Below are 24,833 nucleotides of genomic sequence, written 5' to 3'. Positions count from 1 at the left end.
ATAACCTCATTTTCATTGAGGTTATCTACAGTCTATGGCTAGCATCTTTACTGGATGCTAGCTTTTTTTATTACACTCTTATTTATCATCTTTATACATATCTGTATAAAGAAGCTCTTGTTTTTTAGACAGCTTGACAAAGGCAGTTTGCCATGTTTTGCGAGCAGTATCACCGTTTTCTGCAGGGATAGCTACATATAAGGCATGAATCTCTTCTACTTTTTTCAAGTCCTCCTCAGCTTGTGTTAGCTTCGAATAGTTTCTCACCACGCTTTTTTCAGAAGAACTCAACTTGTCATATGCAGCTCGAATGCTCTTCACATCGCCTTGCAAGTCCGCCTTATAAACACCATTTTGAAGGAGTTTATTGATGGACTCCACTAAGCCAAATGCCGTTTCATTCGCCCCTTGTTGTCCTTGTTCCGCTTCTATAATCTTTTGGCGAACATCTTCACTCACTAAGTTCATTTGCTTTGCTGTAAGCTTAGCGAAAGATTTAATGACTGTTGTTGGATTACTAGCAAACGATTTATCATACTGCTTCATAAATGACTCTACCTTTTTCACATCTGCTTCTGCTGTTTTTAAAATAGAGTAATTTGTTACAAGTTTTTTATCGCTAGTACTAAGATTTTTATATTGAGCAGATAGATTTTTAATTTCTCCCACAGTCACTGTATACAAACCGTTAGATACGATTTTTCCGATGGCATTATTTAACGTTTTAATATCTGGTGCATTGCCATCTACAAGACGATTATCTAGTAGCGCATCAAATTGCGGTTTTGCTAAATGCTGCTGATTTGCAGGCAATTTTGCATAAGCCTTTTCTACGGATTCAATCTTTTTCGCTTGCTTCTCAACATTCGTTTCTTCACGAGCGGCCTGCACTTTTTTATGGAAAGATACTACTGCTTTAACATCTTTACTTGCTGCAGTTAATAAATAATAATTCGTGACATACTTACGCGCAGCAGATGAAAGATTTTTGTAAGTAGTTGTTGCTGTATTAACAGCAGTTTCTAGTTGTGTGAACGAATATTTTGTTAGATCAGCAAACTTGGCTATATCAGCTTTTAGTGCCTCTGCTGCCGCTTTATCTGCAGGCTCTTTCCCGTTATTATCAACCGTCACATTCGGCGGATTATTCAATAACAGATCTTCATTATAGACAAGAGATTGTTGTAAACTCGTCAGCTTATTATATGCCTTTAAAGCACTGTTATAGCTCGATTGTAATTTACTTTCCTTCACACCATTTATGGCTGTGAGCGAATTATATTCGTCTATTTGCTTAATGACTTTTTCAGCTGTCTTTAAGTCTTTTTGTAGCGTCGCGATGGCTGCATAACCTATGACTTTGGCCTCTGAATTTGTCGTTAAATTTTTATAAGCAGCGATAATTCTGTTCACATTGCTCACATGATCCTGCCATGTTTCCGCCGTCGGATTTATTGGGTAGATATCTTCTCCAATATAGCTATCTATCTCTTGATTTATAGTAGAAATTCGAGTCTCTTCTGCGTTTTCTGCTTCTAATAATTTCTCTACATAAGCATCTGGCACTAACTGCAGCTGTTTGTAAGTTAGCTTTTCATACGCAGTACGAATGGATTTTGCCGTCGTTACTTGCTTGTCTGGTGCAATATTCCCAGATAATTTATCGAAAAGTTTAGTAAACTGTGCAATCTTTTTGATATCCTGCTTTGCTTCATTTAAAATTGCTTGATTTTGTACCGTTGTTTGGTAGCTTTTTGAAAGCTTCGCAATGTCGGCTTCAATCTTCTCAACGGCCGCTTGTAATGACTCCACACTAGTAGACACGTATTTAATAACATTATTATCATAGTTTAATAAGTCAACAATCGCTTGACTCAGCCTTCTCACTTCAGCAATTTCTGCGATATCTGCTGGTTCTTTCACAATAGCCCTAATACTATTATATAAAGTATCCCCTATATCTAAGCTACGCTGTAATACATCTAATTTGTCATAGGCCTCTTCAATGTCTTTTAAATATTTCGGCATATCTTTTGCATCAACTTCACCTACTTTATTCACTTTTTCATTTAAGGCACTGATAGCTTCTACATCTGCAAGTGCTCGCTTAAGTACAGCATAATTTGTCACATTTGCCTGTGCAGGGGATGTTAAGGCTTGATATTGACTTTCTATGGACGCTACTTCCGCTTTAAATGCTTCAAAGCTCTTTACATTATATTTACTGTCGCTAATACGTAATGTTTCAATAGCAGTAATCAGTGTATTTGATGGCTCTTTAGACACCGTCAGCATATTCGAAAGACCCGATTCTATTACGGATGCTCCTACCTTTGCTGTCACCTTAGCAACAATATTAATCAAGCCTTTTTCTAAAGCATCCGCTGGGATTGTGTAAGTCTCCCCTGTCGCACCATTGATAGGGGTAAATGACTGATCGACTTTATAAAACCATTGATACGTATATGTAATTTTGCTGCTTTCCAACTTAGCACCACCAATATCTGTGACTGTCGCTCCAGCTACTCTTACTGTTTCACCTGGTGCTGCAAAGTTTGAAGTCGAATAACCATCAAGTATTGGTTCCGTAATTGCTAGTGATAAGGGATTGATGCGACGTGAATCACTTTTATATACCGTCCCTTCAGTCGATGTCGCTTCCACCATAACTGTTTTACCCGCCGCTTCCGCTGGTACTTTAAATGACATGGTAGTTGCACCCGAAATTGGTGTTTTCTTTGGTGTGCTTGCACCCTCGCCATTTTCTGGTGTTTCAAGATAGTACCACTGATACCCCTTGACAATTGTATTTGCTGGTAAGCCTTTAATGGATGCTGTCAGTGTTTCGTTTACAACCGTTTCTCCTGTAATCGTAATTGATGATAATTCTTCTGCCCCCGCTACTGCTGGTACAACAAAGGCCACTGGGATAGCCGCTACTGTGAAAAGTAATTTTTTATTCAATATTTATTCAGCCCTTTCTGTCCATCTATAGAGTTATATCGGTAACATTCCGTGGAACTTTATTTGTTTCACACAATCTACATAAAAAGAGTTATTTTTCACTCTATATCATTTAACGCAACTTAAAAAAATCAAAAAAACTGTAGATATGCATATAAATTTATCTACAGCTTGAAGTAAGTTCCCATTACGTAAAGGTCTTCTAATTGACTGTTTAGTAAAGTGAAGCTTTTTGCAAGTATTATGTACCATTGTTTGATTTTCCAGATTAATTGTAGGCGTTGAAATAGCCATTTCTAACGCCGATTAGCACAAAAAATGCCATTGACGTTGTTTCCTCTATAAATAGTTTTACCTCGCCCCTTTCTTCTCCGACAATACTTTCTATGAAGTTCGTATCCCTCAAACTGGAAATTCACCTTCTACTTCCCCCGGATTCTATGGCTCCACAGGCACCCTTGTGATCGGCTAACCACTATCTCTGTCTTCGTACTTTGGTACCCTATATACCCTATAGATTTCGTCCGTACTGAGCGAACCTAAAAGGAACCGCCTCAAAATTGAGACGGCTCCTAATCAATCAAGTGAAATTTAGTTTTTTAAGGATACATTTGTTTGTACAGATCTTCCAATTTATTTGACAGCCTACTAAATGCATTTCTCCATTCTTTTTCCTTACTTGCTTTATCTTTTTCTAATTTCGCTATATTTTCTTCGATTAAAAGCTTAGCAGCATCACCAGAAGCATTTGCTAATGCGGAATTTTGTTCCACTAAATCAACCTCAATTTTTCCCACTTCATCGTAAATGGCTTTTACTTCATTAACCTTAGCTAAATCGGCTTTTGCTCTCGTTAGCATTGCATAGTTTTTCACTAAACTTTTTTGTGTTGATGATAGCGCCTCATATTTCCCCTGAACTTCGTTTACCTTATCAAATAAATCCGCCCTATATAACCCATTATTTTCCAGTTCGTTAATCTCTTCAACTAGTGCTATCGCTTGATCATTATTGTCACGTTGGTCACTTTCTAAACCCACAAGTGCATTTCTAATGTCGTCAGATACGAGTGAAGCCTGCCTTGCTGTAAGCATATTAAACGCCTTAATCATAGCTGTTTTATTAGATGCCGCAGTATATTTCTTTTCAAAGGATTCTACTTTCTTTACATCCGCTAGAGCTGTTTTTAAAATAGTATAGTTTGTAATTTGTTTTTTCTCTGCACTCGATAGCTTTCTATAATCCGTATCTAATTCTTTAATGTCAGCAATGGTAATACCTTCCTTATACAATTGATCTTTGTTCGTATATACATCGCTTGGACTTGGGAAAATACCTACTATACGTTCATTTAATCCAGATAAATCCACAAAATCCCCACCTTGAAGTAAATCTATTAAAGCCTGATATGCAGTACCCGCTAATTTTTGCTGATTATAAGGTAGTTTCAAATAATTCTTTTGAACACTTAAAATTTTCGTGTATTTTTTAGCTGAATCTGCTTCCACTTCTGCCTCTTCTACTTTTTTCAAAAATGAGCGTACAGCCTTTACATCTTTTTCTGCTTCCTTCAACTCTCCATAATTTTCAACATATTTACGCGCTGGCGAAGAAAGTTCGTTTTTATATCTTAGAACAACTTTATCAATTTCTTTAGCATACAATTCAAAATCATCAGTAGAAAATTCTAGAGCTGTTTTGATATCTTGGATAAATGCGGTTCCTTGCTCTTTTGCTAATTGATCTGCTTCACTCAGTTCAGTATCGTCCTCTGAAGGTGTTTCTACTGGCTTTGGTAAAGGATCTTTATTGTATACCAAGGAGTTTTGTAAGGTTGTCAGTTTCATTAAAGCCTTAGAAGCACTATTGTACGCAGATAGCTGCTTTGAATAGCTGACGCTTCCTGTTTCTAGTAGCGCTAAATATTTTTCAATTTGACTAATAACCTTTTCCGCTGTTTTTAAATCTTTTTGCAACTGCAATAGCACTGTATAATCTGTCACGTATTTCGCAGTATCTTTAGAAAGACCTTTATATTGAATCACTGCACTATCTACCATTTTCACATATTCTTTCCAATCAGTTTCAGTTGGAAGATTTAGATATTCTTTTGTCGTCTCATCAATCAAATCATGAATACTATCTTGTACATCTTTACCCAATTCTTTTTCAGCGTTCTCTGCAACTAGCAAAATATCCTCGATGTCACTCTTAGGCACTATGCTCAATTGTTTAATTGTTAATTTGTTGTAAGCCGAACGTGCGGACTTCGCTGCTGAAACTTGTTTTTTCGGAGTTGCCCCTAAATCGATTTTTTTTAATTTTTCTAGGAAAGATTCGACTTTCTTAATATCTGCCTTGGCTGTCTTCAAAATATCCTGATTTTGTACAATCGCCTTGTAATCGCTAGGTAGTTCTAAAATTCTATCTTCAATCGATTTAATTTTAACTTTTAAAGAATCTATATCCAGATCATTATATTCTACTAGCTCATAACTTGTATTTCCTGCTGTTAAATTCTTGAGTAATCCTAAAATATCTGTATTAATACTCTTTAATTTTTCTAGTTCATTACCATTACCTAATTTCCCTTGAATAAATTCAAAAATACCTTTATCATTGTCAACCTTGACAGCTGTACTACGTTTTAATAAATCAAATTGCTCATATTCAACCAGTAACGCCTTGAACTCAGCTTCTGTTTTAGCATTTTCAACTTTTTCTGCAAAGGCAGTCATTTGTACCTTGTCGTCAATCGCACGCTTTAACACATCGTAGTTTGTTACTTTTGCTTTGGCAGCAGCTGTTAGTTTATTATAGTCTTTCAATACATCTTCCACTTTAGCAGGCATTGATGCTTCATAGATTAACATCCCGTTGACATCTTTATTTATTAGACCATCTATTTTACTCACGACCTGTGTCACTGGCGATGATGTTGAACTATTAACAATTTCTAATATCGGAGAATACGTTGGTTCCTCCGATACTGATTCACCCACAGTTGCAATAACTCTTACAACAATTTTATTAATTTTACGTTCCTCTGCATCTTCTGGAACCGTATAAATATCTGTGTTCGCTCCATCTATGAAAGCATAAGATCCATCTTCCACTTGATAAAGCCATTGATAAGAATAGGTTACTTGATTCATCAAGCGCTTAATTGTAGTTGTTGGTAATGTACTACTTAACAAATCAACTTCCGTGACACTCCCATTAACATCCTTTTTGCTATAAATCTTAATTGTTGGATCAAAGGCAGTTATAACATCCCCAGTCACTAAATACTGATTTGGTGAGTAGCCTTTAATTTTTATACCTTCCGCTTTTACTGTTAATGTCTCAATCTGAACTGCTTCACTTACATATAGATCTCCCTGCTCTGAAAAAGCCTCTACAAATACCTGTTTACCAGCAGCGTGCGCAGGTACAATGAACTCAACATCTGTTGCACTACTAATAGCTGTTTTTTCACCATTTTCTAAGTAGTACCATTGAAAGCTCTTCATCGTAATTGGGTTGATGTTAACTTTTGCAGAAATAGCGCTATTCACACGTAATTCACCTTCAATAGCTACTAGATTAATTTTAAATGGCTGACTCGTAAGTACGTTATTATCTTCTAATGTTGCTTTTACTAGCAATTGCATGTTCGTCGAAGCAGCAGGCGCAGAATAGGTAGACAATGTCGCTTCAGGAATTGGTATTTCTATACCATTTTCTACCGTAAACCATTGGTAGCTCTCAACTTTTTTTGTTGACTTTACAGAAGCTGTGAATTCATTGCCATTATTACTTATAATTTCTACACTTCCATCGGCCGCCTGCACTTCTAATGGAACAATCAGTGCCGCTGGGGCTGCTGCCACTAAAAATAGTTTTGCTTTATTCATCTATGTATCTCTCCTCATACTATGTATCTATTCTTAATTATAGCAATACTTCCCACGCACTAGCAATTATTCCCTCAACAAGAAAACCATAACATAACAAAAAAAACAACAACTGATAGAATATTCTAGTATTTACACTAAAAAAAGTAGCATCCTTTTTAAAAGATACTACTTTAGACTATACATTGTTCAATTAACTCTATATCAACAATACAATTGAGGAGAAGCTTTGATATAACTCTCAATTAGCAGCAAATTGAAGTGTTTCTATCATGTCCCTCGCTACTGGATGCCAAGTTTCTAAATCTTTCTCCATACAATTGAACGTACCCATCAGGGCTTGTCCATCGATAGAAGCAATGAACATTAAATTAAAAATATTGCCATCCGCAGCGGGTGTAATCACCTCGAGAAGACCAATCTTTTTATCATTTATTTCGATTACATCCGTGTCCAGCCACTCTGCTGATGGTTGGGCCTGCTCAAGAGCATCGATCATGGCTTCTTGAAAATCTGCAACTCCTTTATCTAATAGAGCAGTGGTTGTCAAGTTGAAAGCTAGATTGACGGTTGTCGATTCATCTGTATAGATAACAGTCGGTCTTTGTTCTGAAGGGTACTTGATAGCTGCTAATTCAGGTGACATGATTGAAAATAACTTTGGCATTCTTAAAGTAATTTTCCCCTCCAATACACTTTGGTCAATGACTGGAATATCCTCACCGTCAATATTCACAGAGGACTGGTTAAGGTCAATTTTTTGTAGATCTTGTTGAAGCTCTTGCTCATTTTCTTTTAAAGTCGATTGTTTTTGGTTTAATTCCTGTCCAGCTTTGTTCTCTTCTTTCTCACCCTCTACCTCTTTCTCTGATCCACAGCCTGCAAGTACTAACGCTGCGAACATTACCGAGATCCATCTTTTCTTCATATTTATTTCTCTCCCTTTGATTTTTTTAGGCTCATCACCAAAAGTCGGGGATGACATTTGATTATTGATTGGAGTGGAGCAGCTTATCGGACGCCCCCTAAAGCGCCCAATCGGAACGAAAATCAACTCCAAGTTATGGCGACGAGCCTTTTTTACTATATCTACCAGCAAAAGACTTCCACCATTTTCCTTCAGTCTGAACTTTCAACAATCGAATACCTCGAAATGCACGACGCATTATACTTTCTGCGAGCTCACTATTAACAATGACATAAACCTCTTTTATAACGTCAATTTTAAAAATCGTATAAGGAGCAGCTAATGCTTCATTAATTACAAGGTTTTTCAGCGTACCGTCCAGATGAAATTCTGTTTGAACTGAAAAGCAGCCTACTTTTGGTGGAATAGTGAGCCAATATAGGACTTTATTTAATTTGAGTAAATCCATTAGCACAACCGATTTAAACGGTAAGCGCGGCTCATATTTTCCAACTAATTGTTTAAACGAATCAGATAGTAGCGGGATTGACTTTTCTATAAAATCGTTATAGTCATTTTCACGCTTATCTAATACTGGAATTTGGCGATCAATCACCTCCAGCTCATCCTAAGATAAGATAAAATAAAATAGTTCATCTTCAAGTCTCCTTGATAAAGAAATTTATATAAGCATAATCATTTGTAAGTAGCAAAATAAATAACTGAATGCAGTACCCATTAAACCACTTTAAAACTAATTAGTAATAAAACGGTAAGTTAGGACAAAAAACTACAAAAATCTTTTATTTCATTGAATCTAGTATGTAATAAAACTACATACTTTCTACAAATCAATAATCACCATAGAATCTTTAGAAAATATCTTACTAAATTGAAAACATTTTGTATCACAAAGTAACTATACAACAATCCATTTAATTGTCAATATTTACAATTTATTTTTATACAAAATGTATAAAGGTAATACAATTAAACTTTTTTGATTTTTTAGAGGATAATATAATTGTAATGATTGTTTATTAATAAAAAATGGACCTCAAAGCAAGTTCCATTAGGTCATAAGACATTCGATAATCCATTAAACCTAAGTTTAAAATGATAATATAGTATCGATTTTCTCTAATTATGATTAATAAGTATTATTTTACTAAAAAGAAGGTTCAACGCATTTTGAAAGAGCTCGGTTTAAAGTGCCTAGTGAGTATGAAAAAATATAAATCGTATAAAGGTTCAGTTGGTAAAATTGCGCCAAATATTTTAGACCGCAACTATACAGCGGAAGCGCCAAATGAGAAATGGGTAACGGATATTACAGAATTTAAATTATTCGGAGAGAAGCTTTATTTATCGCCTGTTTTAGATTTATTTAATGGTGAAATTATTACGTATAAAATTGGTTCAAGGCCGACCTATTCACTTGTTTCAGATATGTTAGAAAAAGCTTTAGAATACTTACCAGAGGAGCACCAGCTACTCATGCATTCAGACTAGGGCTGGCACTATCAAATGGGGAAGTATCGTAAAAGACTTCGATCAAGAGGAATTGCGCAGAGTATGTCTCGTAAAGGAAACTGTTACGACAACTCTGTGATGGAGAATCTCTTTGGAATTATGAAGTCTGAATTCCTCTACTTGAAGGATTTTGATAGTGTAGAGCATTTAAAAAAGAACTAGAAAAATATATCGAATACTACAATACGAAACGGATGAAGGCAAAATTAAAAATGAGTCCGGTGCAATACCGAACTCATTTTATACAAGTTGCCTAATGAAATAACCGTGTCTAACTTTTAGGGGACACTTCAGTTTTTTTGTTGATTATGCTTTTTGATAACGAAGCACAGGAGTACGAGCAGCACGTGTTTCGTCTAAACGAGTTACGACTGTTGTATGTGGTGCTTCCTGTACGATCGATGGGTTTTCTTCTGTTTCTTTTGCGATTTGGATCATGATGTCGCAGAAGGCATCTAATGTTTCTTTTGATTCTGTTTCAGTTGGCTCAATCATTAACGCTTCTTCCACGTTTAATGGGAAGTACGTTGTTGGTGGATGGTAGCCAAAGTCTAACAGGCGTTTGGCGATATCTAATGTACGTACGCCTAGCTTCTTTTGGCGACGACCTGATAACACGAATTCGTGCTTACAATGACGGTTATATGGTAGGTCGAAGAATGGCTCTAGGCGACGCATCATATAGTTTGCGTTTAGTACAGCGTATTCTGTTACTGCTTTTAAGCCGTCTGGACCCATTGAACGGATGTATGTGTACGCACGCACGTTAATACCAAAGTTACCGTAGTAAGGTTTTACGCGACCAATCGATTGTGGACGGTCATAATCGAAGTGGAAAGTACCCTCTTCTGTTTTCACAAGAACTGGTTTTGGTAAGAATGGAATTAAGTCAGCCTTCACCCCAACTGGACCTGAACCTGGGCCACCGCCACCGTGTGGACCTGTAAATGTTTTGTGTAAGTTTAAGTGAACGCAGTCAAAGCCCATGTCGCCAGGACGTGCTTTACTCATAACGGCATTTAAGTTTGCGCCATCATAGTAAACTTTACCACCAACAGCATGGATCATTTCAGCCATTTCAAGAATGTTTTCTTCAAATAAACCAAGTGTATTTGGATTTGTTAGCATAAGCGCAGCTGTGTCTTCACCTACAACACGACGTAAATCTTCTAAGTCTACAAGACCATTTTCATCAGATTTTACTGTGATTGTTTCAAAGCCTGCTACTGTTGCAGAAGCTGGGTTTGTACCGTGCGCTGAATCAGGTACTATTACTTTGTTACGATGACCTTCGCCATTTGCCTCGTGGAAGGCACGGATCATCATTAATGCAGTCCATTCACCATGAGCACCTGCTGCTGGTTGTAATGTCACTTCATCCATCCCAGTAATTTCTACTAAAGAAGTTTGTAGGTCATAAAGAAGTTCCATTGCACCTTGTGTTGTTGATTCATCTTGTAATGGGTGAACATTGGCAAAACCAGAAAAACGAGCAACTGACTCATTAATTTTTGGATTGTATTTCATCGTACAAGAACCTAGTGGATAGAAGCCTGAGTCTACACCGTGGTTACGACGAGAAAGTGCTGTATAGTGACGCATAATATCTAATTCAGATACTTCAGGTAGTTCAGCCGCTTCTTCGCGAATTAGATTAGTAGGAAGTAATTCAGCAAGATCAACCTCTGGTACATCAAGTGCTTCTAGGTTGTAGCCTACGCGACCTTCTTTTGTAATTTCAAAAATGAGTGTTTGATTTTCGTTATGCATTGAGAGCCCCCATTTCTGCAACAAGTGCATCAATTTCTTCCTTCGTGCGTAATTCAGTTACCGCGATTAACACGTGATTTTTCAGTGATTCGTAAGTTTGGCCTAATGGATAACCACCAATAATGCCTTTGTCGATTAAACCTTTATTAATTTCCTTCACACATTTATCCGTTTTTACAACGATTTCGTTAAAGTGTGCGCCTTGGAATGCTACTGTGAAACCAGCTGCTTCAAAAGCATTCTTTGCATAGCGTGTTTTCGCAATATTTTGTGTTGCCATTTCACGAACACCTTGCTTACCAAGAGCCGTCATAGCAACTGAAGCTGCTAGTGCTAGAAGAGCTTGGTTTGAACAAATATTCGAAGTCGCTTTATCACGACGGATATGTTGTTCACGCGCTTGTAATGTTAGTACGTAGCCACGACGACCTTCTCCATCTACAGTTTCCCCAACAAGACGACCAGGTACTTTACGCATTAATTTCGTTGTTACTGCGAAGAAACCACAGTGTGGACCACCGAATGCTTCAGCGATACCGAAGACCTGCGCATCCCCAACACAAATATCAGCACCTAATTTTCCAGGAGGTGTTAAAATTCCTAATGCAAGAGGATTTGAAGATACTACGAATAAGCTTTTTGCTTCGTGTGCGATATCACCAATCACTTGTAAGTCTTCAACTTGACCAAAGAAGTTTGGATATTGTGCAATTACAGCTGCAGTATTATCATCGATTAAGCCTTTTAGCGCTTCAACGTCTGTTACACCATCTTTATGTGGAATAGTTACGATTTCAATCGATTGACCGTAAGCGTATGTAGCGACAACATCACGGTACTCTGGGTGAACTGTTTCTGATACAAGAATTTTCTTGCGACGTGTATGACCAGCAGCTAGCATACCTGCTTCTGCTAAAGCTGTACCACCATCGTACATAGATGAGTTTGCAAGATCCATGCCCGTAAGTTCCGCAATCATTGTTTGGAACTCAAAAATAGCTTGTAATTCCCCTTGAGAGATTTCCGGTTGGTATGGTGTATATGCTGTGTAAAACTCTGAACGAGAAATAACATGGTCAACGATAATTGGTTTATAGTGGTTGTAAACCCCTGCACCAAGGAATGATACGTTAGCATTCGTATCTTTATTTTTCGCAGCGAGTGCTGATAGTTCTTTTAAAAGAGCTGATTCTGACTTTGCTTCTTTAATATTGTAAAGGCCTTGGAAACGTACTTTTTCTGGAATATCTTCAAATAACTCATCAACTGACGATACACCAACTACGTCTAACATTTCTTTTTGATCTTGCTCCGTCATTGGTAAATAACGATGTTTCATAAGTGTAGGTCCCTCTTTTCAAATTTTATTTTGAACGCTTGTAAAACGGTGTTGCTACTGTTACTACTTTTAGGTGCTTCCCACGAATCTCAATTTCTAGTTCCGTTCCGATAGTTGCGAATTGGCTGTCGATTAAAGCATGACCAACGTTACGCTTTGTCGAAGGTAACTGTGTACCAGTTGTCACTTCGCCAATCACCTGACCATCTTTCAACACTTTATAGCCATGACGCGGAATACCTTTGTCGATCATTTCAATACCGACAAGCTTACGTGGAAGACCATTTTCTTTTTGTGCTACAAGTGCATCGTGCCCTAAGAAATCTTCTTTATTTAATTTCACTGCAAAACCGATACCTGCTTCTAGAGGTGAAATCGTTGCTGATAACTCTTGACCATAAAGTGGCAGACCAGCTTCAAAGCGAAGTGTATCACGGCAACCAAGACCCGCTGCGACAACGCCTTTGTCTTTACCTGCTTCTAAAATTTTTCCCCAAAGTGCTTTAATATCAGAAGGCGTACCGTAAAGCTCAAAGCCATCCTCACCTGTATAACCACTGCGAGATACTAATGCTTTGTGACCAGCAATTTCAACATCTTCTTGGAAGCGGAAATATTTAATAGCACTTAAATCAGTTGATGTTAAAGATTGGAGTACTTCTTCTGCAAGAGGACCTTGCAATGCAATTTGTGCATACGCATCAGATTGGTTATCAATTGTTACGTCAAATTGATGTTGATTTTCCATCATCCAATCGTAATCCTTCTCAATGTTTGATGCATTGACACATAGTAGATAGTGATTGTCGGCTAATTTATATGTTAATAAATCGTCCACAACGCCACCATCTTCGTAGCACATCGCATTGTATTGCGCTTGACCTATAGCAATTTTTGAAATGTCATTTGATAGTAAATTTTGTAGAAATTCAAGTGCTTCAGGGCCAGTTACGAAAATTTCTCCCATATGTGATACATCAAATAAACCTGCACGATTACGAACCGCATCGTGTTCTTCTTTTATCGAAGAGAATTGAACAGGTAATTCCCAACCACCGAAATCAACCATCTTACCACCATATTTTGCGTATTCATCGAATAGAGGTGTACGTTTTAATTCATTCGTCATTATTATTTCCCCCTAATTTTTTGGATTTCATTTCAACTTTTAGCAGTTCGCCTGTTTTTAGACATAAAAAAAGACAGACGAACCCCTTTTGAGGATTCTCTGTCCTTGCACCTGAAAGTTACACCGCACTCACTCGCATATGTTGACCCATATGCCAATAAGCAGGCTTTCCCCTTTGGTGGCTGTTGTAATACAGCACTCTCCAGAGTTGCGTCTTGTACGAGTCCTTTTACCTGAGAGATTCATAGCCCTTTGCTACTTGCTCCTTCGGTGGCGTCTACACGCGCTCTCCCCGCACAATCATCCGCCCAAGAATTATCTTGGTACTATTTAGTATTCAATGTACTCAAAGTGAAACGTCCTTATTAGTCTATATCCTAACATTGAACATAATGAAAAGGCAATCTTTTTTTAAACCAACTTAATAAACGAACATTACATCTGCACAAAGGTGTTATTGTTCGCCTTTCAACCTTTTCACTTGGAATACTAAATACTCTAGAATTTGACGAATTGTTCTACCTTCTGTCAGTACTTGTATATGTCCAGCTTCACGATAAAACTTTCTTCTGTAATGATACAGTTCTTCTAATTCTTCTTTTGTCGAACTTTGTACAATTGGTCGATTTGGATCATGCTGAATACGTTTATAAATATCATTGAATGACGCATCTAAAAAGAATACAAGTCCACTACGTCTCATAATTTTCCGATTCTTTTCATTGACTGCTACTCCACCACCAGTGGAAATAATACATGCTTCGTCTCGAAAGTTTTCTAAAAACTCCGTCTCAATCTCTCGAAAACGCGTTTCTCCGTATTTTTCGAAAATTTCCGGAATCGTCATCCCTTGTTGTCTTACAATTTCATGATCCATATCATAGTAGGGGAGCTTCAACAAGTAGCTCAAGCGCCTCCCAAGAGCACTTTTTCCACATCCCATAAAACCAACTAAATATATTTTTCGCATTCGAATCACCTTCTTATAACTACGATTCTACACTGTCAGACACAATTTGTCCTAATAAATTTACTGTAGCACGAACATTGACAGTTTCGAGCGCATCATATGTTCGAAACTGCATCTCATATGACATACAATACGTCAGGACAAAAGTAGTTACAAAAAATAATAAAGCAATTGCGAGTGGAAAAATAGCCCCTTTCTCATTTTTCCTTAATCGGAACATAATAGGTCCGCTCCTTTGAAATGCCATTCGGAAATTCGACAACAATCCTAAGTTCTTCATTTTCATAGAAAAATTTGCAGGTTTTAATTCCGATTAGCAATGGTTCATGCCCAAAATTGCTTACTTGTTTTCTAATAATATTGTGATAACGCTCCATTGAATATAAACCATCAGTTGTTTGAAAAGTAATTTTCGAATTTGTTTCATCGACTTCAAATGATGTAACATCAACAAAATACATATTCATATCGTATACGAAAAGTTCCCATTTCGTATGTTCGTTAGCAAGTACCGTTGACTTCATTTCTGTAAACCACAGCATTATGAGTATAAAAATATGCGAAAATATCACAAAAACAACTAATTGAAACAGTGCCTCTAACAGCGTATATCCTCTTTCATTCATAGCACTTTCCCAATAGCGTTAATACACTTGGTACGATTTTCTTTCGAATTTTGGAAAGATACACAAATTTGTTGTCCATCGAAAACCCAATGGAATGGAACCCCCTCAATTATTTTTGCACCTTCGTTTATACCTTGATGATGACTAATTTTCAAACCTTCATAAGCTGTTTCAGCAGCAAATACTTCGAGCTTTTTATGATATAGTTTTGTTTTCATTGAATAGCTAATAGGAATTAGTGTCCCGCAAAGCAACATGATAATCACAACAGCTAAAATCGTTTCGACAAGAGAATAGCCATTTTCATTCATTCTATCCGCACCCGTCCTACCCCTAAAGTAATAACAACTTTTTTAATACCTACAGGCGTTTCAAAGTAAAGCGTTCCGGCCCTATATACATTTCCATTTGCATTATACACAACAGTGACAAACGTACTTGACCCAGACAAAAATTCTACGTCTTTAGGGAAAGGTCTTTCATAATCTATCGTATGCAAATCTTTTTTTATGATATAACGTTTGGTTGGTTCTTCAAATTTTATCGATACATACGCTCGTTGCTGCATAGTATACATCTGTATAAATTGAATATCTAATTGAAGTTGGGTAAAGAATCTTTCAATTTCCTTTGCTTCAGCGACACTCATTGAGATCTTTGTCACAATACCCGTTAAGCACATAACAATAAACAGCACAAGTAACATTTCAATGAGTGTAAAACCTTGCTCGTTTTTTATTCGTTTCATCCGTCACTATCACCTGTCCCTGCCGTAGATGCCGGATCTGGTGGGTTCAGTAATTTCACTTCTCCTTCGGTTGTAATCTCAATTTCTTCTTTGTTTGGACATGTCGTTTCATTCTCTTTTAAATACCCTTTATCCACTAAATCTTGTAATGTTGGGTAAGTCATTAAATCTATACGGTAAGCTTCTACTTGACCTTGCACCATTGAAATGTAAGCATCACAGCCTTTTTTATCAATCGTTGCAAAGTGCTTAGAAATATTAGGGACAGTTATTAAAATAAGCATTGAAATAATAAGTAATACAATTAACATTTCTATCAATGTGAAACCCTTTTCCTGGTTTAATCGCTCCATTTCCTCGCTCCCCTATACTAAATCAATCATGTTATAGATTGGTAATAGCAAACTTAAATACGCCGCTACAATACATAACGCAATAATGATAAAAAACGTCGGTTGTACAAGTGCAACCATTTTTTGCAGAAATTGCTCTTGTTTTTCTTCTAGTAGTTCACTGTACAACATTAGCTCTTTGCCTAAATAGCCACTTCTCTCGCCATGTTCAACAAAGGTTGAAAAATCCTTTTGCCAAATCGACATCCATGTTGTTGCTTGCGCTAAAGTGTCTCCATAAATAACCCTTTCCTTTATATGAGTTGAAAAATACTGTACAAACGGCTGTAATTGTTGTTCCTCTAATATTTGCAAACTTGCTTGTAATGAAAACCCACTTTGCAATAAGCTCCCTAAGTGTCTAGCAAACTCTTTAGTCATTGATAATTTTATATACCTACGCAGTAGAGGTATTTTTAAGAAAATAGCTAATTGCTTTGCGATATTTCGCCTTTTGACAAAATACTTAAAGAAAATGATCATACAGGTCGTCGCGATTCCCGTTATGACAAGCGCGTCAGGAACATGTAATAGTACATTTGATAGCGCTAAACTTGATTCGTCACTTCCAGTGCCACGACTGGTCACCATCTCTTCAATATTTGGCAAAAAAAATGTCCTAAATAACAAAAAGAGCAATAGTAAAAAAATGAGAAGCGCGACCGGGTAGACAAGTAATTTTTGCAATTTCTTTTTAGTTGCTTCTGCTTGAGCCATTTGCTTTGCTACGCCTTGAAGCGCTTCAATCATAAGACCGTTCTTTTCAGCAATCGTAATTGCCACTAAATAAGGACTCGATAACTGGAGTGTTTCAAGTACACCTGTCACTCCAGCCCCTTGTCGAAGCTTGTCATCGACTAATCGATGTACATCTTCATATGCTTCCACATGATGCGGTAATAAAATTGAAATTGAATCAGCAAATAGATAACCTTCTTGCATGAGCGTACTCAGACGACTGAAAAACTCAGCTTCTTCTTTTACTTTTCGTTTTGTGCTATTTATATAATAGTTTTTTAATTTGTCAGTAAACGAGTTTAAATTCATCTGACTGTACCTCTATTTGCTCTTTTTGTCCTGAGATTGTTAACTTTTTAGGTAATTCATAAGGTTCTTTACGCCTAATCGTCGAAATCGCATCATTTAGGTAAACATCACTTAGTATTTCATAAAGTGCAAGGCGTTCATCTTTGTTGATTTGGATTAAGACTTGACCGACAATTCCAACTACAGTTTGTCTAAGTTCTTCAATCGACACACCTAAATCTAGCAACCGGTACAGAGCATTGACTGAATCTTTTGCATGTATCGTTGATAACACCATATGACCGGTTAAGGAGGCTTCAATCGCAATTTTTGCTGTTTCCTTATCCCGAATTTCACCAATCATTATGACATCTGGCGAATGCCGTAATATCGCTTTCAAACCTGCGGAATATGTAACACCCGCTCGCTCATTAACTTGTATTTGAAGCACATTTGCTTGTGTATTTTCAACCGGATCTTCTAAAGAAATAACATGTCGTTGTAAATTTGTAGAACAATGATGGATAAGGGAATATAAAGAGGTTGTCTTACCAGAGCCAGTAGCACCACTAAATAGAAAAATGCCTTGTTTTCGCTCAACAAGCTCTAATAGTTTTTCTGCTGATTGTTTTGAATAACTTAGGGAAGTAATTGGGTATGCATGGTTTTGTAGAAGAAGCCTAATGATTAAGCTTTCTTTTAAATATGCGGAGGGAAGTGTTGAGACTCGGAAAGCAAAACGCTCTTGTTCAAGTATTTTTTGGAAAGAGCCACTTTGCGGTTTTCGACGCTCACTAATATCTAATGCAGATAAAAATTTATAATACGAAATGACCCTTTCTGCTAAATCATAGGGGAGTTCACCTGCTTGTAGTAACTTGTCGTATTTTCGAAAATAGATTAAATACATCCCATCTTCAGGAACTAACAATAAATCAGAAGCACCGAAATGATAGGCCTTTAATAGTAGTTGCTCGCATTTCTGCTCGACAACCGATTCAAAGTTTTGCATCAATGCACCTCTATTCTGTTTCGTTCGAATATGACCGCCCTATTCGTTATCCATAGTATAGTGAGGAATTTGGAATGAGGAAAGACCTTTTCAGAAAATAAAAATTTACTAGAGTATTTACCTATCAAAAATGTATTTTAGAGCTATAATGTGGATATCCGATAAAAATATTGTCGAAAATTAAGGGTTTCTCAGAAAAAGACTAATATTTTCATTGAAATCAACTGTAACTTATTCAATAATACAATATAATAGCATTATCAATATTTTTTTCCATCTGTATGTTTTCAAAAAAGAACTTGAGGTGAAGCGTATGATCCATCCATTAAAAATCACGAGTACATTAGCTGATGAAACTCGTTACTCTATCTATGAATACATTCTTAAAGAAAAAAAAACAGTAACAGTTCAAAATATTGCAGATGAATTCGGTATTCATCCAAATGTTGCACGTTTACATTTAACAAAATTATCTGAGATCAATATTATTTCTTCTGATTTTGCGAAAACAGGTAAAGGTGGGAGACCTGGTCGTGTTTATAAAGCTGCCGAAAAAGGTGTTTCTCTTAGCTTCCCAAGACGTGATGACGATCGCTTGTTAAAATGGACAATCCAGCTTATTCAAGAATTAGGACCAACTGCCATCGTAAAATGCCAAGGTATTAGTTATCAAGATGGCTACCAACAAATGAAAGGTTATTTGTCTGCAGAATTAAAGTTAAATAGTTCAATTAGCTTTGAACAAAAGCTTCAACTGTTAACTGAAAATGCCGCTTTAATTGGGTATATTCCGCAAGTACAGCAAACTGGGCAGGGCAAGAAAATGATTTTCTCGATTTTCAACTGTCCCTTCCAAGCGCAGTTAAACACATATTCTGAAATTGTTTGTACGTTGCATGAATCCTACTTAAAAGGACAATTAGACGCACTGTTCTCGAACAATGAATTTGTGCAAATTTCGAGTATGGTACATAATTGTGATTTATGTAAATATGAAATTAACGTGACAGAAAACGAAAGTTAATTCGAAAATCCATTTGTTTGTCACAAAGAAGCAGAAGTTCCAGTTTACAGATACCTTTCATATCATTTATAATGAGTATGAGATTATTGTGTCGTGGGCAGAAGGAGGGGAAATCTTCATGGATAATATGTATAAAGTTATGGCTTTCTGGACAGGTATATTTGCAGTTATGTTCTACCTTGGTGGTATGAACGAGGTATCGCTATTATTCGTAGGTAATACAGGTTTATTCTTATTATTAGGCTTCTTAAACCTTTCAGAACGTATGTACATGTACATTTTCGGAGCGTATTTAACAGTATTCTTCGCAGGCTTCACGTACTATACAACATTCATTCACGTACCTGGCGGAGGTCATTAATACAAAAAAGCGCGTCTCATAAGTATTTGAGACGCGCTTTTTCTATGCTTGTTTCAGGCATCAGAAACTAGTTTATATAAGTAATTTTAAAGAATCAGCTTAATCGATAACCCCTAATAGACAAGGATAGGATTTTTATCTAATTTAAGTTTTTGAAATACAATGAAATATAGAATCTTACATATAACCGTATCCTGATAGTCTATGTCGATTCACTTTCGCATTCACATACAAAAATTCTATATGATAACTTTAAAACCCATTTAAAAATGGATTTGTTTCCATTTCGACGCCAATTGTTGTGTAATTACCGTGACCCGGGTAAACAATTGTATCCTCAGGCAACGTTAACAACTTATCATGAATCGATGCTAGTAATACTTTCGTCGAGCCACCAAGTAAGTCTGTACGCCCAACTCCCTGCTCAAATAGTGTATCTCCGACAATTGCAAAGCCATCTGCTTCAAAAATATATGAAATACTGCCTGGTGAGTGCCCTGGCGTGAAAATCGCCTTAAAAACAAAATTACTGATTTCAAAAACTTGCTCAGCTTTAATGACATTTTCTTCGGCAGGTTTTGCAACAACATAATCTGGCAGAGCTGCGTATTTACTAGATCCATTCTTCGACGGATCTCCTAGCCAACTTACTTCTTTTTCGTGAATCCATACCGGAACGTCAAACGCCTCTTTCACAGCATCAACCGCACCAATATGGTCGAAATGTGCGTGTGTTAAAAAAATTGCTAGCGGTTTCAGTCCATTAGTTCTTACCGCCTTAATAATGCGTCCTGCTTCTTCACCTGGATCAAAAATCAAACATTCTTTTTCTTTATTCGATACGATATAACAATTCGTTTGAACTGGACCAAGTGAATAGCTTCGTACATTCATCATCTAATCACCTCAATTACCTATTATACATTCATTGCCACAATTTGACGATAAAAGTTCATAGTTTCATCCATTTTTGTCCTCGACAAACAGTTGGAGAACGTTTACAATAAAGTAGGAATATTGTTTACGACATTCATTTTCTGATGTCGAAAGGAGTGTCTTTTTAATGAACTTATTAATGGTTATTTTTGGTCTAGTAGCGATCTTAGCTGTCGTTGGTACATTCCAAGCAATTAAAGAAAAGAACCTTTTAAGCGTTGTTTTCAACTTATTAAGTGCTGCTATATTTGGTTGGTTCACAATCATGACAGTTATCCATAGCGGATACCCACCAACATTACACTAAGATTCAGACAGAAAAAGAGCAATCTCATAACTGAGACTGCTCTTTTTTCTATGCCCAAATTATATTAATAAAGGGGTATCTCATATGTTTGAGATACCCCTTTTGTTATTATTTCACTGCATCTTGCTTTAAGTTACCCGTCTTTTCATCATAGAAACGAAGTAAGTCTCCATTTATGATGGCGTCAGAGTATCCTAATTCCATCATTGCACGGTCTACATATGCCTTACAAGACTCGCCATCGATTTGTTCACCAGTTGCTTTATCATAGCAAGCTTCACCAGCATACACATATTTGTCAGTCACAAAACGACCGTCACGGAAGATCACGAAATCTTCATGCTCAGGAGAGAATAAGTCTGCACCTAACTGCATGTCTTTTGATGTTTCAATACCTAGTAAGTGTAAAATTGTTGGACGAATATCCACTTGACCAGATACTTCAGTCATTTCTTGTCCCTCACCAGAACCAGGAATATGGATGAATAAAGGTACTTCTTGTAACATTGCATTATCGTAAGGTGTAAGTTCTTCTTTCCCTAAGTACTGCGCCATAGCTTTATTATGGTTTTCAGAAATACCATAGTGGTCACCGTACATCACGATAATTGAATTTTCATATAGACCTTGATCTTTTAAATCTTGGAAGAAGCTCTTCACAGCTTCATCCATGTAACGAACTGTTTGGAAGTAACGATTCAATGTACCTGAATTTGAAGTATATTCAGGAATCATAATGTCCTCTTCATCCAATGTAAATGGATAGTGGTTCGTTAGAGAAATTAGACGCGAGTAGAAAGGCTGTGGCATTTTCGCCATGTGTGCTGCTGATTGCTCAAAGAACGGAATATCTTTCATACCCCAGTTTACAGCTTGCCCTTCTTCAATTTTATAAGAATCAACATCATAATATTTATCAATTTTTAAGGATTGATACATCATGTCACGGTTCCAGAACGATTTATTGTTCGGGTGCATGACATTTGTATAGTAACCATTTTCACCAAGTCGTTCAGCCATTGAATTGTATGTGTTCCCACCATGTGTGAAGAATACAGCTCCTCGACCAAGACCGAATAATGAGTTTTCTACAATAAACTCTGAATCAGATGTTTTCCCAAGACCAGTTTGGTGATAGAAATTACTGAAGTAATACGTATCTGGGTCTTTCGTCAATGAGTTTAAGAACGGTGTAATCTCATGTCCGTCCATCTGATTGTTAATAACAAAGTTTTGTAATGACTCTAAAGACACAGCAATTACGTTGCGACCTTCATACTTACCAAACATCTCTGCGTTCACAGCCGCTTGGTTTGAACGAACATAGTTATTTACTTCTACTAATTCACTGCCATCTGCTAATGCGCGTTGTGCAGAAGATTTTGATTGAATATAAATATCATACAAATGGTAGTTATACGTACCAATGTTTTTTACAAGTAATTCACGATCGAAACTACGTGTTAATAATTGTGGGCGCTCTGTTTCAGCTAAACCTAAGTTTAAAAACGTAACAGCTACTGCTAATACGAAGAAAGCACGACGAAACGCCACATTCACTTTTATAGCTTCTTTCATTATTGGTAAATATTTATTAGCAATGATTAAAATAATCACATCTGCAAAGAACAAAATATCCCATGGCGTAATGATAGATGCTGCTGATGATCCTAGATCACCAAAGTTACTTGTTTGGAATAATACAGGTAACGTAATAAAGTCATCATAGAAACGATAGAATCCAACATTACCATATAAGACGATTGTCAAAAGCACACTAATAGAAATTATATATCTATTTCTTGCTTTCGGTGATTTAAAGAATAACGATAGACCATACGCAAATAATAAGAAGCTTAGAGGGTTTATAAACAAAATAAAATGCTGCATAGCATTCTCTAATTTCATATCAAAACTTGTGTGGTATACAATGACCGTTTTTATCCAAGTTGCTACAATTGCTAGTATCATAAATGAATGTTTAGGCCACTTAATTGACTTCATTCCTAACATCCTCTCCTATTTCTTTAGAGTTAATTTTTGCACTAACAACAAACTACTTAGTAGAAACAAAATATATCTTAATTCATTTTTCAAAAATACGCAACAGGTAAATTTTATGTTTCATTATCTTCTAATATGCTTGTTTTGTGCATTATCTATAATATATACGTTTCTTTCTAAGAAAAGTTTCATCAAAATATAAAAACAGTGGGAAACCACTGTTTTCATAATAATCAAATTACACGCTTTTAATACATGCACCCTTAGTTTATAGAGAAATGACAATTTATTTGTTTTGCTCTACTTGCAATCTTGTCGCTTCTTGTCTAAGTAACAATAGTGCCATTTGATAGTCTTTTATATCTAGCACATTCGCTTTATATAATTCACGAATTTCATCTTCCATTAAAGCTAAATCACCAAAACGATCCAGCGTATATATATATGTTCCATATGTTTTCAATAAATCATATATATCCATCATTTTATCCATTTATTAAATACTCCCCTCTTTGCGCCAAGCAGTCGATACGCTTTGTCGGTGTGAGTAGGACGTCCACCGGACAATCATGCGCTTCTGTAGGCACTTCCTCGCGTAATTGCTCATCGAAAATAAGCGATAGAAGCTTACCACCATATTTTAATATATAGCGATCATAATATCCACCGCCATATCCTATTCGGTAACCTCGTTTGTCAAAAACAACTCCTGGTACGAGCATCACATCTATCTCACTTGCGTCAACCAATTCACAACTTTTTATAATTGGCTCACGTAAATGCATATAGACCGTTTCTAACTGTGCAAAAGAGTCAATTGCATAAAACTCCATTTGGCGTGTCTTAGGATCACACTTTGGTACTACAACTGTTTTTCCAAGCTGCCATAATGCTTCGATTAAATGAATAGTATCTACTTCTGGTTTGTTGGAAATCGTTAGTCCTATGATTTTCGCTTCTTTAATAGAAGTTTCTTGCAACACTTTTTTTGCCACTGCAAAAGACTGGTCACGGTATATTGTAGCTGTCATGTTAGCGAGTGACTCTCGCACCTCGTTACGAAGATTTGTTTTTTGCATACGGCGTGCCTCCATTTAGAAAGTAAAAAGCCAAAACCACACGTGGTTTTGGCTAAATGAGCGATTACTTTGTTTCACGGTGAGTAGTGTATTTCTTCTCACGAGAGCAATATTTTTTAAGTTCAAGACGCTCTGGATTGTTACGCTTGTTCTTTTTAGAAATGTAGTTACGTTCGCCGCAATCTGTGCAAGCTAAAGTAATGTTTACGCGCATCATTAACCCTCCCACTCTATATCAAGAATAAAAAATTGAGCATGATTTATACGACTTAACCATTATAACATAAATCTAAAAAAAAGCTACCTACATTTCATATTAAGTTTGCATGTGTTAAAATTACTGGTAATTACATATTCTAATGAGGTGAATAAAATGGATTTATCCATCATACTTATGATCTTGGGTATCATTCTTATACTCTTTTCATTCTTTATGAAAAGTACAACGAAAAAAATTGAGCAAGATGTTGAAGAGTTATCCATCTCGATCTTCCAAGAAACAAATAATTTAAAACGCCGTCTAAAGATAGTTGAAGAAGAGCTGTTACTAGAGCCAGAATTCCAAGTGAAATCACCAAAGGTTCAAAACCCAAAAGTTCAACAAGTGATGCAAGCTGTTCAACAAGCTGCTAGTCAATCGCCCATTAAGCCAGTGAAAACGACACAAAGTGCCAAGCCCATTCACCAAATTATCGTCAGCCAAGTACTTGAGCTAAATAAACAGGGTTTATCGATTTCTGATATTAGCTTACGTTCTAACTTATCGGAAGAGCAAGTTCGAGAAGTCATTGCTAACGGAGGTCGTTAACG

Annotated in this window: 24 protein-coding genes, 1 pseudogene and 1 riboswitch; of the genes and pseudogenes, 5 read left to right on the top strand and 20 right to left on the bottom strand. The window is 36.6% G+C overall.

The window, feature by feature from the left end:
• Nucleotides 1-78: 78 nt before the first annotated feature.
• The 4 genes from ACIQ2D_RS03910 to ACIQ2D_RS03895 form a co-directional block, all read right to left on the bottom strand.
• Nucleotides 79-2,964 carry a hypothetical protein gene (locus tag ACIQ2D_RS03910; protein ID WP_402859697.1) on the bottom strand — a complete coding sequence of 962 codons (2,886 nt, stop codon included), beginning with the start codon at nucleotides 2,962-2,964 and terminating at the stop codon, nucleotides 79-81.
• Nucleotides 2,965-3,563: 599 nt separating this feature from the next.
• The gene (locus ACIQ2D_RS03905) at nucleotides 3,564-6,860 is read right to left on the bottom strand and encodes a hypothetical protein (RefSeq protein ID WP_402859694.1); all 3,297 of its coding nucleotides are present in this window, start codon (nucleotides 6,858-6,860) and stop codon (nucleotides 3,564-3,566) included.
• Nucleotides 6,861-7,101: 241 nt separating this feature from the next.
• On the bottom strand, nucleotides 7,102-7,788 hold the full coding sequence (locus tag ACIQ2D_RS03900) for a hypothetical protein (protein WP_402859691.1): 687 nt from the start codon (nucleotides 7,786-7,788) through the stop codon (nucleotides 7,102-7,104).
• A gap of 133 nt (nucleotides 7,789-7,921) precedes the next feature.
• Complete coding sequence (locus ACIQ2D_RS03895; protein ID WP_402859688.1) at nucleotides 7,922-8,383, bottom strand: serine protease; 462 nt, start codon at nucleotides 8,381-8,383, stop codon at nucleotides 7,922-7,924.
• 557 nt (nucleotides 8,384-8,940) lie between these two features.
• Between ACIQ2D_RS03895 and ACIQ2D_RS03890 the strand changes: the two are divergent.
• Nucleotides 8,941-9,557 (top strand): annotated as a pseudogene (locus ACIQ2D_RS03890) (IS3 family transposase); the annotation flags it as partial.
• A gap of 49 nt (nucleotides 9,558-9,606) precedes the next feature.
• Here ACIQ2D_RS03890 and gcvPB read toward each other — a convergent pair.
• From gcvPB to comGA, 11 genes are all read right to left on the bottom strand, one after another.
• Nucleotides 9,607-11,070 carry an aminomethyl-transferring glycine dehydrogenase subunit GcvPB gene (gene gcvPB / locus ACIQ2D_RS03885; RefSeq protein ID WP_402859685.1) on the bottom strand — a complete coding sequence of 488 codons (1,464 nt, stop codon included), beginning with the start codon at nucleotides 11,068-11,070 and terminating at the stop codon, nucleotides 9,607-9,609.
• Nucleotides 11,063-12,409 (bottom strand): aminomethyl-transferring glycine dehydrogenase subunit GcvPA, encoded by a 1,347-nt coding sequence (gene gcvPA / locus ACIQ2D_RS03880; protein WP_402859682.1) that lies wholly within the window; start codon nucleotides 12,407-12,409, stop codon nucleotides 11,063-11,065. The genes gcvPB and gcvPA overlap by 8 nt, the downstream gene beginning before the upstream one ends.
• 25 nt (nucleotides 12,410-12,434) lie before the next feature.
• Nucleotides 12,435-13,538 carry a glycine cleavage system aminomethyltransferase GcvT gene (gene gcvT / locus ACIQ2D_RS03875; RefSeq protein WP_402859679.1) on the bottom strand — a complete coding sequence of 368 codons (1,104 nt, stop codon included), beginning with the start codon at nucleotides 13,536-13,538 and terminating at the stop codon, nucleotides 12,435-12,437.
• A 211-nt stretch (nucleotides 13,539-13,749) separates the two neighbouring features.
• Nucleotides 13,750-13,842, bottom strand: a riboswitch (glycine riboswitch).
• 150 nt (nucleotides 13,843-13,992) lie between these two features.
• The gene (locus ACIQ2D_RS03870; RefSeq protein WP_402859676.1) at nucleotides 13,993-14,508 is read right to left on the bottom strand and encodes a shikimate kinase; all 516 of its coding nucleotides are present in this window, start codon (nucleotides 14,506-14,508) and stop codon (nucleotides 13,993-13,995) included.
• 19 nt (nucleotides 14,509-14,527) lie between these two features.
• Nucleotides 14,528-14,728, bottom strand: coding sequence for a hypothetical protein (locus ACIQ2D_RS03865; RefSeq protein WP_402859673.1), 201 nt, complete (start codon nucleotides 14,726-14,728; stop codon nucleotides 14,528-14,530).
• Nucleotides 14,706-15,134 (bottom strand): competence type IV pilus minor pilin ComGF, encoded by a 429-nt coding sequence (gene comGF / locus ACIQ2D_RS03860; RefSeq protein ID WP_402859670.1) that lies wholly within the window; start codon nucleotides 15,132-15,134, stop codon nucleotides 14,706-14,708. The genes ACIQ2D_RS03865 and comGF overlap by 23 nt, the downstream gene beginning before the upstream one ends.
• Nucleotides 15,131-15,445 (bottom strand): hypothetical protein, encoded by a 315-nt coding sequence (locus ACIQ2D_RS03855; RefSeq protein WP_402859668.1) that lies wholly within the window; start codon nucleotides 15,443-15,445, stop codon nucleotides 15,131-15,133. The genes comGF and ACIQ2D_RS03855 overlap by 4 nt, the downstream gene beginning before the upstream one ends.
• Nucleotides 15,442-15,882: a competence type IV pilus minor pilin ComGD gene (comGD, locus tag ACIQ2D_RS03850; protein WP_402859665.1), complete on the bottom strand. Its 441-nt coding sequence runs from the start codon at nucleotides 15,880-15,882 to the stop codon at nucleotides 15,442-15,444. The genes ACIQ2D_RS03855 and comGD overlap by 4 nt, the downstream gene beginning before the upstream one ends.
• On the bottom strand, nucleotides 15,879-16,235 hold the full coding sequence (gene comGC / locus ACIQ2D_RS03845) for a competence type IV pilus major pilin ComGC (protein ID WP_402859662.1): 357 nt from the start codon (nucleotides 16,233-16,235) through the stop codon (nucleotides 15,879-15,881). The genes comGD and comGC overlap by 4 nt, the downstream gene beginning before the upstream one ends.
• Nucleotides 16,236-16,247: 12 nt before the next feature.
• Entirely contained in the window at nucleotides 16,248-17,321 is a 1,074-nt protein-coding gene (gene comGB, locus ACIQ2D_RS03840) for a competence type IV pilus assembly protein ComGB (RefSeq protein ID WP_402859659.1), read from the bottom strand.
• Complete coding sequence (gene comGA / locus ACIQ2D_RS03835) at nucleotides 17,299-18,312, bottom strand: competence type IV pilus ATPase ComGA (protein WP_402859656.1); 1,014 nt, start codon at nucleotides 18,310-18,312, stop codon at nucleotides 17,299-17,301. Before comGA ends, comGB begins: the two co-directional genes overlap by 23 nt.
• A gap of 313 nt (nucleotides 18,313-18,625) precedes the next feature.
• Here comGA and ACIQ2D_RS03830 point away from each other — a divergent pair, with 313 nt between their 5' ends.
• Entirely contained in the window at nucleotides 18,626-19,336 is a 711-nt protein-coding gene (locus ACIQ2D_RS03830) for a helix-turn-helix transcriptional regulator (protein ID WP_402859653.1), read from the top strand.
• Nucleotides 19,337-19,454: 118 nt separating this feature from the next.
• Nucleotides 19,455-19,697 (top strand): DUF2626 family protein, encoded by a 243-nt coding sequence (locus ACIQ2D_RS03825; protein ID WP_024361272.1) that lies wholly within the window; start codon nucleotides 19,455-19,457, stop codon nucleotides 19,695-19,697.
• Between the two features lie 252 nt (nucleotides 19,698-19,949).
• On the opposite strand, the gene ACIQ2D_RS03820 is transcribed toward ACIQ2D_RS03825, so the two are convergent.
• Nucleotides 19,950-20,594, bottom strand: a complete 645-nt coding sequence (locus tag ACIQ2D_RS03820; RefSeq protein ID WP_402859650.1) for an MBL fold metallo-hydrolase — start codon at nucleotides 20,592-20,594, stop codon at nucleotides 19,950-19,952.
• Nucleotides 20,595-20,760: 166 nt separating this feature from the next.
• Between ACIQ2D_RS03820 and ACIQ2D_RS03815 the strand changes: the two genes are divergently transcribed.
• Nucleotides 20,761-20,940 carry a DUF2759 domain-containing protein gene (locus tag ACIQ2D_RS03815; protein ID WP_402859649.1) on the top strand — a complete coding sequence of 60 codons (180 nt, stop codon included), beginning with the start codon at nucleotides 20,761-20,763 and terminating at the stop codon, nucleotides 20,938-20,940.
• 108 nt (nucleotides 20,941-21,048) lie between these two features.
• Here the strand turns inward: ACIQ2D_RS03815 and ACIQ2D_RS03810 are convergent, their stop codons facing one another.
• The 4 genes from ACIQ2D_RS03810 to rpmG form a co-directional block, all read right to left on the bottom strand.
• On the bottom strand, nucleotides 21,049-22,944 hold the full coding sequence (locus ACIQ2D_RS03810) for an LTA synthase family protein (RefSeq protein WP_402859646.1): 1,896 nt from the start codon (nucleotides 22,942-22,944) through the stop codon (nucleotides 21,049-21,051).
• A 286-nt stretch (nucleotides 22,945-23,230) separates the two neighbouring features.
• Complete coding sequence (locus ACIQ2D_RS03805; protein WP_402859643.1) at nucleotides 23,231-23,437, bottom strand: YqgQ family protein; 207 nt, start codon at nucleotides 23,435-23,437, stop codon at nucleotides 23,231-23,233.
• A complete protein-coding gene (locus ACIQ2D_RS03800) occupies nucleotides 23,430-24,023 on the bottom strand; it encodes a 5-formyltetrahydrofolate cyclo-ligase (RefSeq protein ID WP_402859640.1) in 594 nt (197 codons plus the stop codon). The genes ACIQ2D_RS03805 and ACIQ2D_RS03800 overlap by 8 nt, the downstream gene beginning before the upstream one ends.
• Before the next feature lie 64 nt (nucleotides 24,024-24,087).
• On the bottom strand, nucleotides 24,088-24,237 hold the full coding sequence (gene rpmG / locus ACIQ2D_RS03795; RefSeq protein WP_053582877.1) for a 50S ribosomal protein L33: 150 nt from the start codon (nucleotides 24,235-24,237) through the stop codon (nucleotides 24,088-24,090).
• Between the two features lie 159 nt (nucleotides 24,238-24,396).
• On the opposite strand from rpmG, the gene ACIQ2D_RS03790 reads away from it, so the two are divergent.
• Nucleotides 24,397-24,831, top strand: coding sequence for a hypothetical protein (locus tag ACIQ2D_RS03790; RefSeq protein WP_402859637.1), 435 nt, complete (start codon nucleotides 24,397-24,399; stop codon nucleotides 24,829-24,831).
• Nucleotides 24,832-24,833 lie beyond the last annotated feature (2 nt).

The organism is Lysinibacillus sp. NPDC097287, from assembly GCF_044761695.1.
Classification (GTDB): Bacteria; Bacillota; Bacilli; order Bacillales_A; family Planococcaceae; genus Lysinibacillus.
This window is presented reverse-complemented; position numbering and strand designations above follow the sequence as displayed.

Excerpts from the sequence above, each read along its gene's own strand:
- ACIQ2D_RS03800 (WP_402859640.1), bottom strand. The coding sequence starts at position 24,023 with ATGCAAAAAACAAATCTTCGTAACGAGGTGCGAGAGTCACTCGCTAAC.
- ACIQ2D_RS03905 (WP_402859694.1), bottom strand. The coding sequence starts at position 6,860 with ATGAATAAAGCAAAACTATTTTTAGTGGCAGCAGCCCCAGCGGCACTG.
- rpmG (WP_053582877.1), bottom strand. The coding sequence starts at position 24,237 with ATGCGCGTAAACATTACTTTAGCTTGCACAGATTGCGGCGAACGTAAC.
- ACIQ2D_RS03830 (WP_402859653.1), top strand. The coding sequence starts at position 18,626 with ATGATCCATCCATTAAAAATCACGAGTACATTAGCTGATGAAACTCGT.
- comGB (WP_402859659.1), bottom strand. The coding sequence starts at position 17,321 with ATGAATTTAAACTCGTTTACTGACAAATTAAAAAACTATTATATAAAT.
- comGA (WP_402859656.1), bottom strand. The coding sequence starts at position 18,312 with ATGCAAAACTTTGAATCGGTTGTCGAGCAGAAATGCGAGCAACTACTA.
- ACIQ2D_RS03805 (WP_402859643.1), bottom strand. The coding sequence starts at position 23,437 with ATGGATAAAATGATGGATATATATGATTTATTGAAAACATATGGAACA.
- gcvT (WP_402859679.1), bottom strand. The coding sequence starts at position 13,538 with ATGACGAATGAATTAAAACGTACACCTCTATTCGATGAATACGCAAAA.
- gcvPB (WP_402859685.1), bottom strand. The coding sequence starts at position 11,070 with ATGCATAACGAAAATCAAACACTCATTTTTGAAATTACAAAAGAAGGT.
- ACIQ2D_RS03865 (WP_402859673.1), bottom strand. The coding sequence starts at position 14,728 with ATGTTCCGATTAAGGAAAAATGAGAAAGGGGCTATTTTTCCACTCGCA.
- comGD (WP_402859665.1), bottom strand. The coding sequence starts at position 15,882 with ATGAAACGAATAAAAAACGAGCAAGGTTTTACACTCATTGAAATGTTA.
- comGC (WP_402859662.1), bottom strand. The coding sequence starts at position 16,235 with ATGGAGCGATTAAACCAGGAAAAGGGTTTCACATTGATAGAAATGTTA.
- comGF (WP_402859670.1), bottom strand. The coding sequence starts at position 15,134 with ATGAATGAAAGAGGATATACGCTGTTAGAGGCACTGTTTCAATTAGTT.
- gcvPA (WP_402859682.1), bottom strand. The coding sequence starts at position 12,409 with ATGAAACATCGTTATTTACCAATGACGGAGCAAGATCAAAAAGAAATG.
- ACIQ2D_RS03900 (WP_402859691.1), bottom strand. The coding sequence starts at position 7,788 with ATGAAGAAAAGATGGATCTCGGTAATGTTCGCAGCGTTAGTACTTGCA.
- ACIQ2D_RS03790 (WP_402859637.1), top strand. The coding sequence starts at position 24,397 with ATGGATTTATCCATCATACTTATGATCTTGGGTATCATTCTTATACTC.
- ACIQ2D_RS03870 (WP_402859676.1), bottom strand. The coding sequence starts at position 14,508 with ATGCGAAAAATATATTTAGTTGGTTTTATGGGATGTGGAAAAAGTGCT.
- ACIQ2D_RS03820 (WP_402859650.1), bottom strand. The coding sequence starts at position 20,594 with ATGATGAATGTACGAAGCTATTCACTTGGTCCAGTTCAAACGAATTGT.
- ACIQ2D_RS03815 (WP_402859649.1), top strand. The coding sequence starts at position 20,761 with ATGAACTTATTAATGGTTATTTTTGGTCTAGTAGCGATCTTAGCTGTC.
- ACIQ2D_RS03825 (WP_024361272.1), top strand. The coding sequence starts at position 19,455 with ATGGATAATATGTATAAAGTTATGGCTTTCTGGACAGGTATATTTGCA.
- ACIQ2D_RS03810 (WP_402859646.1), bottom strand. The coding sequence starts at position 22,944 with ATGAAGTCAATTAAGTGGCCTAAACATTCATTTATGATACTAGCAATT.
- ACIQ2D_RS03855 (WP_402859668.1), bottom strand. The coding sequence starts at position 15,445 with ATGAATGAAAATGGCTATTCTCTTGTCGAAACGATTTTAGCTGTTGTG.